Origin of the sequence: Aeromicrobium halocynthiae (genome assembly GCF_039531385.1) — a bacterium.
GTDB lineage: Bacteria > Actinomycetota > Actinomycetes > Propionibacteriales > Nocardioidaceae > Aeromicrobium > Aeromicrobium halocynthiae.
The window spans coordinates 174,990-187,775 of record NZ_BAAAPY010000003.1; the positions used below are offsets into that span (position 1 = coordinate 174,990).

The following is a 12,786-nucleotide window of genomic DNA, read 5'->3' on the forward strand; positions in this document are numbered from 1 at the left end:
GACGCCCCGGCGCCGGTCCTCTCGGACCGGCACCGGGGCGTCGTGGAGGTCGGGCTCAGGCCTCGTCGTCGGCGTAGTTGCGCGCCCGCGCGGGGTCGACCGGGATGCCGGGGCCGTTCGTCGTGGACATCGTGACCTTCTTGACGTAGCGACCCTTGGAGCTCGACGGCTTCAGTCGCAGGATCTCGTCGAGGGCGGCGCCGTAGTTCTCGGCGAGCTGCTCGGCCGTGAAGGAGGCCTTGCCGATCACGAAGTGCACGTTGGCGTGCCGGTCGACGCGGAACTGCACCTTGCCGCCCTTGATGTCGCCGACGGCCTTGGCCACGTCGGGGGTGACCGTCCCGGTCTTGGGGTTCGGCATCAGGTTGCGCGGACCGAGGACACGGCCGAGGCGACCGACCTTGCCCATCATGTCCGGGGTGGCGACGACGGCGTCGAAGTCGAGCCAGCCCTCGTTGACCTTCTCGACGAGCTCGTCGGCACCGACGTGGTCGGCGCCCGCCTCGCGCGCGGCCTCGGCGTTGGCACCGGTGGCGAAGACCAGGACCCGGGCGGTCTTGCCGGTGCCGTGCGGCAGGTTGACGGTGCCGCGCACCATCTGGTCGGCCTTGCGCGGGTCGACCCCGAGGCGCAGGGAGACGTCGACCGTGGAGTCGTAGTTCTTGCTGCCCGACTCGCGGGCGATGCGCGCCGCCTCGAGGGGCGAGTAGAGCGCGTCGGGGTCGATCTTCTCGGCGACGGCGCGGTAGGCCTTGCTTCGCTGTGTCATGACTGGCTTCCTTCTGTTGTTCTCACCAGGTGTGGTCGATCGGGCCCAGCTGGCCCTGCCACGGGGACTGGCGCGACGGTCGTCGCACCAGGTGCTGCAGGAGGCCCCGATCAGCGATCGGTGCTCACTCCCATGGATCGAGCGGTGCCCTCGACGATCTTCATCGCCTGCTCGAGGTCGTTGGCGTTGAGGTCGGGCATCTTGGTCTCGGCGATCTCGCGGATCTGCTCGGCGCTGAGCTTGCCGACCTTGTCGGTGTGCGGCGTGCCGGAGCCCTTCTGCAGGCCGGCAGCCTTCTTGATCAGCTCGGCGGCGGGCGGCGTCTTGGTCACGAACGAGAACGAGCGGTCCTCGTAGATCGTGATCTCGACGGGCACGACGTTGCCGCGCATGGACTCCGTGGCGGCGTTGTACGCCTTGCAGAACTCCATGATGTTGACGCCGTGCGGACCGAGGGCGGTACCGACCGGCGGGGCGGGGTTGGCCTGACCGGCCTGGAGCTGCACCTTGACGAGGGCAGCGACCTTCTTCTTGGGAGGCATTTCGTGGGTCCTTCGTGATGGATTGTTGCTGTGTGGTGGTGGGGAGCCGGGGACGGGGCGGATCGACTCCTCCACCTGGGGTCTCGATGCGCCGGTCGCTCGTACCTCGCTACCGGCTACTCAACGCGTGATCGCTTCGCGATCACGCCTTCTGCACCTGGGTGAAGCTGAGCTCGACCGGGGTCTCGCGTCCGAAGATCTCGACCAGGGCCTTGACCCTCTGCGCGTCGAGGTTGATCTCGGTGATGGTCGCGTGCAGCGTCGCGAACGGACCGTCGACCACCATGACGGAGTCGCCGACGGAGAAGTCGGCGAACTCGACCTTGGGGCCGCTGGACTGCGGCGCATCGGGGGCGTCGGGCACGGCCTGGGCCGCGACCTCGGCCTCCACCGCCGGGGCGAGCATCTGCTCGACCTCGGCGAGACTGAGGGGCACCGGCTGGTGGGAGTTGCCCACGAACCCGGTGACGGAGGGGGTGTGGCGCACCACGCCCCAGGACTCGTCGGTCAGGTCCATGCGGACCAGGACGTAGCCGGGGAGCACGGTCCGCTTGACCAGCTTGCGCTGACCGTTCTTGATCTCGGCGACCTCCTCGGTCGGGACGACGACCTCGAAGATGTCGTCCTCGGCGTTGAGGGAGGTGATGCGGTTCTCGAGGTTGGCCTTGACCCGCTTCTCCATGCCCGAGTAGGTGTGGATGACGTACCAGTCGCCGAACTGGCTGTGCAGCCGCTCGCGGAACTCAGCGAGCGCGTCGACGGTCTCGGCGACCTCGTCCTCGACATCGCCCGCGTCGGACGTGTCGTCGACGCCGGACTCGTCCGAGCCGGGCTCGTCGGAGCTGGGCTCGTCCTCGGACGTCGCGTCGACGGTGTCCTCGACCTCGGTCGCGGCAGGGTCGGTCTCGGACACGGGGGTGTCCTCGTTGGTCTCAGAAGTCACAGGATTCCTTGCGGGACTCAGGCGAAGACGGCGAACATCAGCCGACCGAACCCGAAGTCCAGTGCGGAGACGTACGCCATCATGATCAGCACGAAGACGAGCACGACGAAGAAGTAGTTGACGACCTGCGGACGGGTCGGCCAGACCACCTTGCGCAGCTCGGCGATCACCTGTCGCAGGAAGGTCAGGGGCGACGTGCGCTCCTGCTTCCGGCCCGACAGCTCGTGGCGCTCGCTCACTGGGGGTCCCTCTCGTCGTGTGTCGTGGTGTGTCTCGTCGGGCCCACCCGGCGGGTGGGCCGTCGCACGGCACGAGGGACTTGAACCCCCAACCTTCGGTTTTGGAGACCGATGCTCTGCCAGTTGAGCTAGTGCCGTTCGGGGTGGGACCGACGCCGAGGCGCCTGCACGAGGGCATGACGAATCATCGTGGTTTCCACCGGCTCGAGCCAGTGTACGGGGTCCGCCCCGCCGAAGGGAAACCGGCGCGAAGGGGTGGTCGAGGAGTGACTCGCGCGTAGGCCGGCCGTGGCCTAGAACGGTACCCGTGAGTCGACCCAGCGCCCCCGCCCCGCTCCCGAGCGTGTCCAACTCCATCACGATCCGGCTCGAGGTCCCCGCCGGTGGCACCGCCGTCGGCGAGCTCACCACGATCGTCGAGCGCACCGGCGGGCTCGTGACGGCCCTCGACGTGGCGTCGTCGCGCTCCGACGGGCTGCGGATCGACCTCACCTGCTCCTCGCACGGCCAGGAGCACGCCGAGCAGATCGCCGACGCGCTGCGCGCCGTCCCGGACGTCGAGGTGCAGAAGGTCTCCGACCGCACCTTCCTCATGCACCTGGGCGGCGTCATCGAGACCGCCGCCAAGCACCCGTTGCGCAACCGCGACGACCTCTCGATGATCTACACGCCCGGCGTGGCGCGGATCTGCACCGCGATCGCCGCGGACCCCGAGGACGCGCGTCGCCTCACCGTCAAGCGCAACAGCGTCGCCGTGGTCAGCGACGGGTCGGCGGTCCTGGGTCTTGGCAACATCGGCCCGCACGCCGCGCTGCCGGTGATGGAGGGCAAGGCCGCGCTGTTCAAGAGCTTCGCCGACATCGACGCCTGGCCGCTCGTGCTCGACACCCAGGACGTCGACCACATCGTCGAGACCGTCGCGGCCGTCGCCCCCGGCTTCGCCGGGATCAACCTCGAGGACATCTCGGCACCACGCTGCTTCGAGGTCGAGGCCCGCCTGCGCGAGCGCCTCGACATCCCCGTCTTCCACGACGACCAGCACGGGACCGCGATCGTGGTCCTGGCCGCGCTGCGCAACGCCCTGCGGGTCGTGGGCAAGGAGCTGGCCGACGTCCGCGTCGTCCTCGTCGGCGCAGGCGCGGCCGGGACGGCGATCCTCAAGCTCCTGCTGGGCGCGGGCCTGCGCGACGTCGTGGTGTGCGACGTCGACGGGATCGTGGCGCGCGAGCGGCGCGACGCCGACCCGACGCTCGCGTGGATCGCCGACCACACCAATCCCGCCGGCCTGACCGGCGGGCTGCGCGACGCCCTGCCCGGGGCCGACGTGTTCGTCGGGGTCAGTGCCCCGGACCTGCTCACCGGCGAGGACGTCGAGACGATGGCCGACGACGCGATCGTCTTCGCCCTCGCCAACCCCGACCCCGAGATCGACCCGGCCGTCGCGCGACGTCACGCGACGGTCGTGGCGACCGGCCGCTCGGACCACCCGAACCAGATCAACAACGTCCTCGCCTTCCCCGGGGTCTTCCGCGGCCTGCTCGACGCCCGCAGCCACGGGATCGACGTGCCGGTGCTGGTCGCCGCCGCCGACGCCCTGGCCGGCACGGTCGGTCCGGACGAGCTCAACGCCGACTACATCGTGCCCAGCGTGTTCCACCCCGACGTCCACCACACGGTCGCCGCGGCCGTGGAGAGCGCCGCCCGGGCACTCGACTCCTGATCGCTACGCTGCCGTCCATGAGCCCGGACCCGCAGCCCGCTCCCGCCGACCCCGCACGGACGTTCCGCATCCTCGTCCTCGCCCTCGTCGGGGCCGTGCCCGTCATCACCGTCGCCGTGGCCCTCGTGCTGCCGGCCGAGGGCACGTCGCCCGACCCGCTCACCGTCGGCGTCTGCGTGGCCGTCGTGCTCGGCGCGGCACTGGCGGCACGACTCATCGGGTTCCGGGTCCCGACCCTGCCTGCAGGCTCCGACGCGCGGAACGACGACGCCGTGCGGCGCGAGTCCCTCAACCGCTTCCAGTCCTCGACCATGCTGCGCTTCGCCGTCACCGAGGCCGGGTTCATCATCGTGCTCGCCTGGACCTTCGTGGCCGACGAGGGGCCGTGGCCGTTGCTCGTCGTCGCCCTCCCCGCTGCTGTGCTCATCCTCCTCAACTGCTGGCCGAGCCGCGCGAACGTCGACCGCGTCGCGACGGCGCTGGAGGCCGACGGGGCCCGGTCGGGACTGCGCGAGACGTTCGGCCACGCCTGAGGCGCATGCACTCCGTGGCCCCCTCGTGAGGCCCTGGTTGGATGGGGCGATGAGGCCCGTCACCGAGCTCGCGAAGGCGCACCTGCACCTGCACTTCACCGGCTCGATGCGGCACGCCACCCTCGTCGAGCTGGCCGAGCGCGACGGCATCCGGCTCCCGACCAGCCTCACCGAGGACTGGCCGCCGCAGCTCTCGGCCGACGACGAGAAGGGGTGGTTCCGCTTCCAACGGCTCTACGACGTCGCCCGGTCGGTGCTGCGGACCGAGGACGACATCCGCCGGCTCGTGCGCGAGGCGGCCGAGGACGACGTCGTCGACGGTGCGCTGTGGACCGAGATGCAGGTCGACCCGTCCGGCTACGCGGCGAGGTTCGGCGGCATCACCGCGTTCACCGACCTCGTCATCGACGCCGCCCGTGACGCCTCCGAGCGCACGGGACTCGGGATCGGTCTCGTGGTCGCCGCCAACCGCACCCGCCACCCGATGGACGCACGGACGCTCGCGCGGCTGGCCGCGCAGTACGTCGGCCGGGGTGTGGTGGGCTTCGGGCTGTCCAACGACGAGCGACGCGGCACGACGGCGGAGTTCGGCCCCGCCTTCGCCATCGCCGAGCGCGCCGGGCTTCGCTCCGTGCCCCACGGCGGGGAGCTCCGCGGCGCGGCGCACGTGCGCGAGTGCCTCGACCACCTGCGGCCCGACCGCCTCGGGCACGGCGTCCGCTCCGTCGAGGACCCCGACGTGCTCGCCCGCATCGTCGACGCCGGCATCGCACTCGAGGTCTGCCCCACCTCCAACGTCGCCCTCGGCGTCTACCGCACCATCGACGAGGTCCCCGTGCGTGACCTCGTCGCTGCGGGCGCGACCGTCGCCCTCGGTGCCGACGACCCCCTGCTGTTCGGCACCCGCCTCGCCGGGCAGTACGCGATCCTTCGGGCCGCCCAGCACTTCGAGGACGACGAGCTCGCCCACCTCGCCCGCTCGTCCTTCGCCGCGTCGTCGGCGCCGCCGCACGTCCGTGAAGCGGCCGAGCGCGACATCCAGCAGTGGCTGGAGCGGCCGACCGATGGTGGGATGCAGGCATGAGCGACCCCCACCCGCCGCCGGGGTCGGCGTCGGGGCCCGACGACCGCGGCCCGACGGACGTCGGACCCACCCGGGACGCGCCGACGGCCCACCCGCGAGACGCGTCGTCGACACCCCACCCGGTCCAGGCCGCGCCGTCGCCCCACCTCGGGCCGCCGTCGCGCTCGACCCACCCCCGGGCGGTACCCGCGATGGTCCTCGGCCTCGTGGGACTGAGCGGGCTGTTCTGCCTCGTCCCCTTCGCCCTGAGCCCGGTCGCCTGGTACTACGGGGCCGTCGCCCGTCGCGAGGCCGAGCGCGACGAGCGCACCTGGGCCCCGAGCCCCTTCGCCACCGCCGGCATCGTCACCGGCGCCGTCGGCACCGTGCTCCTCGTCTTCGGCACCGCCGCGGTCGTCGCGGTCGCGCTCGTCACGTGGCTCGTCACCGGCTCCTCCACCGGGTACGAGCCGTGAGCCGTGCCGATGTGGAAGGCTGAGGCACATGAGCGACACCAACGGCACTCCCTCGTCCGACGGCTCCCCCGACCAGCCCTGGGGGGCCGGCCAGGACGGGCAGGACCAGCAGTCCTACGGTCAGACGCCGCCGCAGCAGCCGTACGGTCAGTCCTACCCGTCCGGCCCCTCCTACCCGTCGGGCCAGCAGTACCCCGGTGACCAGCAGTACGGGCAGGCGTACCCGGGGGGACAGCCGTACCCCGGACCGGTCAACCCGCTGCCCCCGAAGCACCAGAGTGCGACGACGTCGATGGTCATCGGGATCATCGCCGTCGCCGGCGGTCTCATGTGCCTGCTGCCGATCCTCGCGTCGCCGTTCGCATGGGTCATGGGCGGACGTGCCGTCAAGGAGATCGACGCCTCGGGTGGGACGCTGGGCGGCCGCGGCGAGGCCCAGGCCGGACGCATCCTCGGCATCATCGGCACCGTGCTGCTGATCCTCGGCATCATCGCCCTCGTCGCCTTCGTCGCACTCATCGCGATCGGCGTCAGCACGTCGTCGACGACCAGCTACTCCTACTGACCCACCGCGCTCCGGGCTGCGGTTTACCACGGTCCCACGGCAAGCACCCACTTCCCGCGGCAGATCTGCCGCGGGGAGAACAGTCTTCCCTTGGGACCGTGGTAAACCGCGGCCCGCGGGGGGCTACAGCTCGCAGCCGACGAGCACCGGCTCTGGCTCCAGCGAGATCCCGTAGGTCGCGCGGACGCCGTCGCGGACCTCGCGCGCCAGTCGGAGCAGGTCCTCGGTGGTCGCGCCGCCGCGGTTCGTCAGCGCGAGGGCGTGCTTCGTGGACAGGCGGGCCGGACCGTCGCCGTGACCCCGCCCGAAGCCGGCGTGCTGGATCAGCCAGGCGGCACTCGTCTTGACCGAGCCGTCGGGTTGCTCGAACCGCGGCGCCTGGGCCGGCAACGCCGCCGCCGCGTCGGCGGGCAGGACGGGGTTGGTGAAGAACGAGCCCGCGCTCCAGGTGTCGTGGTCCTCGGCGTCGAGGACCATCCCCTTGGCCGACCGCAGCGCGAGGACGGCCTGGCGCACCGCCGCGAGCGGAGCACGCTCACCCACCTCGACGCCGAGCGCTCGAGCGAGCTCGGCGTAGGCGACGGGGGTCCCCAGGTCTCCGAGCCCGAGCTGGAAGGTGACCGAGAGGATCACGTGGCGGCGGGGTTCGACCTTGAAGCGGCTCGTGCGGTAGGCGAACCCGCAGTCGGCCGCCGCGAACGTCCGCACGACCCGGTCGTAGCGGTCCCACGTGCGGACCGAGGCGATCGTCTGGGCGACCTCCTGGCCGTAGGCGCCGACGTTCTGGACCGGGGTGGCACCGACCGACCCGGGGATCCCCGAGAGGGCCTCGAGGCCCACCCAACCGGTCTCGACGGCGCGTGCGACGAACGGGTCCCACGGCTCCCCCGCGGCCACCGTCACGGTCGCGCCGCTGCACGCGTCCAACACGACGTCGACACCTCGGGTCAGGACACGCAGGCAGGTCCCGTCGAAGCCCTCGTCGGCCACCACGAGGTTGCTGCCCCCGCCGACCAGGAGCAAGGGGTCCCCCGCCTCGTCGATCACGCGGACGGCCTCGACGAGCTCGGCCTCCGTGGTGGCGTCGACGACGTTGCGGGCCGGACCACCGAGGCGCAGCGTCGTCAGGTCGGCGAGGTCCACGTCCGTCACCCTACCGAGCCCGCACACGACGAGGCCCCCGGTCGGGTGACCGGGGGCCTCGTCGGGCGAGGAACGCTCAGCGCGTCTCGCGGTGCGTCTGGTGCGTCTTGCAACGCGGGCAGAACTTCTTCATGTCGAGACGATCGGGATCGTTGCGACGGTTCTTCTTCGTGATGTAGTTGCGCTCCTTGCACTCGGTGCAAGCCAAGGTGATCTTGGGTCGAACGTCGGAGCTCTTGCTCGCCATCGCTCTGCCTCTTCTTCGTGTGCGTTCGGGGGCCGTCGGTCGCTGCACGGAGCAGCGGCACCGGAGTAGCTGGGGCGGGACTCGAACCCGCGACCCCACGATTATGAGTCGTGTGCTCTAACCACCTGAGCTACCCAGCCGTGGAGCGACGAGTGGTCCTCGCCTCTCAGAGCCCCTTTACGGAATCGAACCGTAGACCTTTTCCTTACCATGGAAACGCTCTGCCGACTGAGCTAAAGGGGCGTGCCGACGACCAAACATACAGGGTCGCCGACGGAACCCGAAATCGGGTCGGTCAGGTCGGTCGCAAGGGTCGCCCGGCGGCGTCGACCGGGCGGCCGGTGAACATCAGGATGCCGTCGATGAGCGACCACAGGACGAAGGCGGGCAGGGTCAGCAAGCCCACCAGGAGGAACATCATCGGGATGGAGACCAGGATCCCGAGCAGCTGCAGCAACCCGATGGCCGTGTGCCCTGCGTAGAGCCGACCCACGCCGCCGACGGCGCACATGAACGTCAGCAGGACCTGCAGCAGGCCGGCCGTCGTCCTGGACTTGTCGGAGTACGGCACGCCCCACGGATCGCGCCCCACGGCGCCTCGGGATCCGGTGGCGGGTAGCCCCATCCTGGGCCGGGAGGCTGGCTCATGCCTCACCCATGCCGGTCCGGCGCGCAGCAACGACCCCGTGGGCACCGGCTGCCCGCGCGAGGCGCGAGGGCCACGTCGGGCCGCCGTAGACGAAGCCCGTGTAGGCCTGGACGAGGTCGGCGCCGGCGTCGAGCCGCTCGCGGACGTCGTGCTCGGTGCTCACCCCGCCGACACCGACCAGGGCGAGCCGCTGTCCCACCCGGTCGCGCAGCAACCTCAGGACGGCCGTCGAACGCTCCGCGAGGACGGGTCCGGACAGCCCTCCGGCGCCGGCAGCGCGCACCAGCTCCGCCGACGAGCGCAGGGAGGCCGGGCGCTCGACCGTGGTGTTCGTGGCGCTCACGGCGTCGAGCCCCAGCTCGAGCGCGAGGTCGGCGATCGCCACGACGTCCTCGTCGGCGAGGTCCGGCGCGATCTTGACCGCCAGCGGTCGGTCGCCGACCTCCTCGCGCACGGCAGCCAGGACCGGCCGCAGCGCCGCGACGGACTGCAGGTCGCGCAGACCGGGCGTGTTGGGGCTCGAGACGTTGACGACGACGTAGCTGGCGTACGGCGCGAGCAGGCGGGCGCTCTCGACGTAGTCGGCGACGGCGTCCTCGACCGGGACGACCTTGGTCTTGCCGATGTTGACGCCGACGACCGGGGCGTCGCCGTGGCGACGTCGGAATCGGTGCAGCCTGCTCGCGACCTGCGCCGCACCGTCGTTGTTGAAGCCCATCCGGTTGACGATGGCCTGGTCGTCGACGAGGCGCACCAGGCGGGGGCGAGGGTTGCCCGGCTGAGGCCGAGCGGTCACCGTGCCGATCTCGACGTGGCCGAAGCCCAGGGCGAGGAGTCCGGGGACGGCGCGAGCGTTCTTGTCGAACCCGGCGGCGAGACCGAAGGGGTGCGGGAAGCGAATGCCCATGACGGTGCGCGGCGCAGGCGGTACGTCGACCACGCGACCCAGGACCGGACCCCCGAGACGGATCGCGGCGAAGGCCCGCTCGTGGGCGCGTTCGGGATCCATGGAGGCGAACACCGTGCGGAAGAACGCGTCGTAGGCCACGGCAGCAGCCTAGTGGTGCCCGACCCGCTGCGGGGTCGGCGCCGGGCGACCGGTCCTCGCGGGTCCCGGGACGGGCGACGGCCCCGGCGATCGGTGATCGCCGGGGCCGTCCGGACCGTGGCAGGTAGAGGATTCGAACCTCTGAAGGCAATGCCGGCTGATTTACAGTCAGCTCCCTTTGGCCGCTCGGGCAACCTGCCTCGGGTGCGTCACCCGGAGGCGACGACGTCCGAGACTATCGCAGGCAGGCCCACGGGGCGAAACCGCACCCGGCGGCGCCGGCGAGGCGCTCGGGAAGGGTCGCTCACAGCGGCGACAGCCACGTCCACCCGGGGACGTTGCGTGCCACCCAGTAGACGAGCACGACGCCCAGCAGTCCCCACACCCACCGCCCGGGGACCTCGGTGGGGCTCCACCGGGTGAGCCCGGCCAGCCGGAGCCCCCACAGCACCCACGCGAGCACGACGAGCGGCAGGAGCGCCACTGCGAGCGGGTTCCGTTCGACAGCGGTGAGGACGTCGCCGTGGGCGAGGGCGTGCACCGTCCGCAGCGCACCGCAGCCGGGGCAGAACAGGCCCGTGCCGGCGAGCAGCGGGCACGTCGGGTAGTGGCCGGGCTCGTTGGGATCGACGGTGGCCAGCATGCCGACGGCCGCCGCGGACCCGAGGCCCACGGCGACGAACGGGACCCACCGTCGACGTCGCGAGGACGGCGACGGTGGGTCCGTCGAGACGGGGTCAGAACTCAGAGCTGTCCATCTCCGCGAGCCCGCCACCGATGCCGACGATGACGACGAGGACGACGTAGAGGGCGGTGAGCACCAGGCCGATGACGGCGGCCCAGATCGCGAACTTCTTGGCCTTGTCGGCGGACTCCTGGGCGCCGGCGACGTCGCCGGCCTGCCACTTGCCGTTGACCTGCGCGGCGTAGACGATCGAGACGATGCCCAGCGGCAGGCAGCAGAAGATCGTCGTCAGGATGCCCCAGACGAGGTTGTTCGACGGCGGCTGGCTCGGCGTGTTGTACGGCTGGGCGGCAGGATCGGTCATGAGGTACCCCTGATCGTTGAAGGACGACGTGCCGCCCGGGCGGCGGCTGACGTCGGCAACCTATCGTTCCGCGCGCCGGGAGCGCCACTGCCGCTCCGCACCCCGCGGGTGCGTACCGGTGATCTAGGCTGGATCGACCCACCCGACCGCCGGAGGAGCACCGTGGCCGACTCGTCTTTCGACATCGTCAGCAAGCTGGACCGCCAGGAGGCGGACAACGCCCTCAACCAGGCGGTCAAGGAGATCTCGACCCGCTACGACTTCCGCGGGACCGGTGCCTCCATCGAGTGGAAGGGCGAGGAGGGCGTCGAGATCACCGCGAACGCCGACGAACGGGCGCTCGCCGTCCTCGACGTCTTCAAGGAGAAGCTCGTCAAGCGCGGCATCTCCCTCAAGGCGCTGGAGACCGGCGACCCGCGCCAGAGCGGCAAGGAGGTCAAGATCAACGGGACCTTCAGCCAGGGCATCAGCACCGAGCACGCCAAGAAGATCGCCAAGCTGATCCGCGACGAGGGGCCGAAGGGCGTCAAGACGCAGGTGCAGGGCGACGAGCTGCGGGTGAGCAGCAAGAAGCGCGACGACCTGCAGGCGGTCATCGCGCTCGTCAAGGGCGCCGACCTCGAGATCCCCGTGCAGTTCGTCAACTACCGCTGACGACCCCGTCCAACCCCTGGACGGTGACCTGGCTCAGGCGGGCCGGGAGCGTCTCCGGCGACCTCGCGGCGACCTCCCGCAGCCGCCGCGCGTGCCCACCCGTCGCGGCCCAGCCACGCACCGCGTCGTCGACGATCTCGACGTCGCCGGCCTCCTCCAGTGCCGGTCGCACGAGCTCCAGCAGGTTCGCGACGACGTCCGCAGCGGGACGCAGCCGGGCCGTCGAGGGGTCCAGCAGTCGGTCGGTCAGTCCGTACCGACGTGCACGCCACCGTGCGACCCGCAGCGTCTCGACCCGCTGCACCGGTGTCGTCGTCTCGGCGCACGTGGCGACGAGGGCCCTGGTCAGGCCGGCGAGGACGACGGCATCGTCGAGGTCGGCCTGGACGTCGGCGACCCTGACCTCGACCGTCGGGAGTCCCCTGCCGAGTCGGGCGTCCAGGTACACCATCCCGTCGTCCACGGCGGCGCCGGACTCGACGAGGTCCGCGACCATCGCCTCGTAGGCCTCCGGCGTGCCGAACGGCTGGGCCGGACCGGCGGTCGGCCAACGCTCCCAGCGTTCGGCTCGCCAGGAGGCGAAACCGGTGTCGACCCCGTGCTCGACCGGTGACGCCGCCGAGAGGGCCTGAAGCACCGGCAGCCAGACCGCCATGCGGTCCAGGACCCTCACGCCCTCCTCGGCGCAGTCGACCCCCACGTGCACGTGCATGCCGTTGACGACCACCTCCTCGGCGATCGACCGGTGACGCTCGACCATGGTCGCGTACCGGTCGTCGGGCACCAACCGCCCCGCGGGACCGAGGACGACGGTCGAGGAGGCCATCAAGGTCGCGCCGACCTCCTCGGCGTCACGCAGGGCGTGCGTGCGGGAGGTGCGTGCCGCGCGCCTCAGGTCCTCGAGCACCTCGCACGGCTCGGTGGTGGTCTCGACCTGCTCGAGGAACATCTCCTGCTCGACGAGGTCGTCGGCGTCGCCGTCGCGTCCCTCGGCGGTGACCGCACCCCCCGAGCGCGGGACGACGGCATGGGTCGCGGGGTCGACGAGGAACATCTCCTCCTCGATGCCGACGGTGCGTCGGGCGGCGCTCACGGTCGGTTCCTCGGTGTGCGGTCGGCGATCATGGGGGCTCCTTCGTCGGGACG

At 71.4% G+C, this 12,786-nt stretch carries 17 protein-coding genes and 4 tRNA genes; 6 read left to right on the top strand and 15 right to left on the bottom strand.

Annotation, left to right across the window (positions count from 1 at the left end):
- Positions 1–55: 55 nt before the first annotated feature.
- From rplA to ABD213_RS06410, 5 genes are all read right to left on the bottom strand, one after another.
- Positions 56–769, bottom strand: a complete 714-nt coding sequence (gene rplA, locus ABD213_RS06390) for a 50S ribosomal protein L1 (protein WP_344326056.1) — start codon at positions 767–769, stop codon at positions 56–58.
- 110 nt (positions 770–879) lie between these two features.
- Positions 880–1,311: a 50S ribosomal protein L11 gene (gene rplK / locus ABD213_RS06395; RefSeq protein ID WP_344326058.1), complete on the bottom strand. Its 432-nt coding sequence runs from the start codon at positions 1,309–1,311 to the stop codon at positions 880–882.
- Positions 1,312–1,453: 142 nt separating this feature from the next.
- Positions 1,454–2,275: a transcription termination/antitermination protein NusG gene (gene nusG, locus ABD213_RS06400; protein WP_425546028.1), complete on the bottom strand. Its 822-nt coding sequence runs from the start codon at positions 2,273–2,275 to the stop codon at positions 1,454–1,456.
- Positions 2,272–2,493 (bottom strand): preprotein translocase subunit SecE, encoded by a 222-nt coding sequence (secE, locus tag ABD213_RS06405; RefSeq protein WP_344326062.1) that lies wholly within the window; start codon positions 2,491–2,493, stop codon positions 2,272–2,274. Before secE ends, nusG begins: the two co-directional genes overlap by 4 nt.
- Positions 2,494–2,558: 65 nt before the next feature.
- Positions 2,559–2,631: transfer RNA gene (locus ABD213_RS06410), tRNA-Trp, on the bottom strand.
- Positions 2,632–2,800: 169 nt separating this feature from the next.
- Here ABD213_RS06410 and ABD213_RS06415 point away from each other — a divergent pair.
- From ABD213_RS06415 to ABD213_RS06435, 5 genes are read left to right on the top strand one after another with little or no spacing between them, the layout of a single operon-like run.
- Positions 2,801–4,213, top strand: a complete 1,413-nt coding sequence (locus tag ABD213_RS06415) for an NAD-dependent malic enzyme (RefSeq protein WP_344326064.1) — start codon at positions 2,801–2,803, stop codon at positions 4,211–4,213.
- Positions 4,214–4,230: 17 nt separating this feature from the next.
- Positions 4,231–4,746, top strand: a complete 516-nt coding sequence (locus ABD213_RS06420; protein ID WP_344326067.1) for a hypothetical protein — start codon at positions 4,231–4,233, stop codon at positions 4,744–4,746.
- Positions 4,747–4,795: 49 nt separating this feature from the next.
- Positions 4,796–5,830, top strand: coding sequence for an adenosine deaminase (locus ABD213_RS06425; RefSeq protein WP_344326069.1), 1,035 nt, complete (start codon positions 4,796–4,798; stop codon positions 5,828–5,830).
- Positions 5,827–6,285: a DUF4190 domain-containing protein gene (locus ABD213_RS06430; protein WP_344326071.1), complete on the top strand. Its 459-nt coding sequence runs from the start codon at positions 5,827–5,829 to the stop codon at positions 6,283–6,285. The genes ABD213_RS06425 and ABD213_RS06430 overlap by 4 nt, the downstream gene beginning before the upstream one ends.
- A 28-nt stretch (positions 6,286–6,313) precedes the next feature.
- Entirely contained in the window at positions 6,314–6,850 is a 537-nt protein-coding gene (locus ABD213_RS06435; protein ID WP_344326073.1) for a DUF4190 domain-containing protein, read from the top strand.
- Between the two features lie 123 nt (positions 6,851–6,973).
- Here the strand turns inward: ABD213_RS06435 and ABD213_RS06440 are convergent, their stop codons facing one another.
- The 9 genes from ABD213_RS06440 to ABD213_RS06480 form a co-directional block, all read right to left on the bottom strand.
- Positions 6,974–8,020: a UDP-N-acetylmuramate dehydrogenase gene (locus ABD213_RS06440; protein WP_344326075.1), complete on the bottom strand. Its 1,047-nt coding sequence runs from the start codon at positions 8,018–8,020 to the stop codon at positions 6,974–6,976.
- A 49-nt stretch (positions 8,021–8,069) separates the two neighbouring features.
- On the bottom strand, positions 8,070–8,240 hold the full coding sequence (gene rpmG, locus ABD213_RS06445) for a 50S ribosomal protein L33 (protein ID WP_344326077.1): 171 nt from the start codon (positions 8,238–8,240) through the stop codon (positions 8,070–8,072).
- A 66-nt stretch (positions 8,241–8,306) separates the two neighbouring features.
- Positions 8,307–8,380 (bottom strand) — tRNA-Met (locus ABD213_RS06450).
- A 30-nt stretch (positions 8,381–8,410) separates the two neighbouring features.
- Positions 8,411–8,483, bottom strand: a tRNA-Thr gene (locus ABD213_RS06455).
- 52 nt (positions 8,484–8,535) lie between these two features.
- Positions 8,536–8,832 carry a hypothetical protein gene (locus ABD213_RS06460; RefSeq protein ID WP_344326079.1) on the bottom strand — a complete coding sequence of 99 codons (297 nt, stop codon included), beginning with the start codon at positions 8,830–8,832 and terminating at the stop codon, positions 8,536–8,538.
- A gap of 52 nt (positions 8,833–8,884) precedes the next feature.
- Complete coding sequence (locus ABD213_RS06465) at positions 8,885–9,937, bottom strand: quinone-dependent dihydroorotate dehydrogenase (protein WP_344326082.1); 1,053 nt, start codon at positions 9,935–9,937, stop codon at positions 8,885–8,887.
- 118 nt (positions 9,938–10,055) lie between these two features.
- Positions 10,056–10,137 (bottom strand) — tRNA-Tyr (locus ABD213_RS06470).
- Positions 10,138–10,241: 104 nt separating this feature from the next.
- The gene (locus ABD213_RS06475; RefSeq protein ID WP_344326084.1) at positions 10,242–10,610 is read right to left on the bottom strand and encodes a DUF2752 domain-containing protein; all 369 of its coding nucleotides are present in this window, start codon (positions 10,608–10,610) and stop codon (positions 10,242–10,244) included.
- A gap of 64 nt (positions 10,611–10,674) precedes the next feature.
- Positions 10,675–10,986 carry a CD225/dispanin family protein gene (locus ABD213_RS06480; RefSeq protein ID WP_344326086.1) on the bottom strand — a complete coding sequence of 104 codons (312 nt, stop codon included), beginning with the start codon at positions 10,984–10,986 and terminating at the stop codon, positions 10,675–10,677.
- 162 nt (positions 10,987–11,148) lie between these two features.
- Between ABD213_RS06480 and ABD213_RS06485 the strand changes: the two genes are divergently transcribed.
- The gene (locus ABD213_RS06485; RefSeq protein ID WP_344326088.1) at positions 11,149–11,640 is read left to right on the top strand and encodes a YajQ family cyclic di-GMP-binding protein; all 492 of its coding nucleotides are present in this window, start codon (positions 11,149–11,151) and stop codon (positions 11,638–11,640) included.
- Here ABD213_RS06485 and ABD213_RS06490 read toward each other — a convergent pair.
- Positions 11,627–12,733, bottom strand: coding sequence for a carboxylate-amine ligase (locus tag ABD213_RS06490; RefSeq protein ID WP_344326090.1), 1,107 nt, complete (start codon positions 12,731–12,733; stop codon positions 11,627–11,629). The two genes, ABD213_RS06485 and ABD213_RS06490, sit on opposite strands and share 14 nt — an antisense overlap.
- Positions 12,734–12,786: the final 53 nt, after the last annotated feature.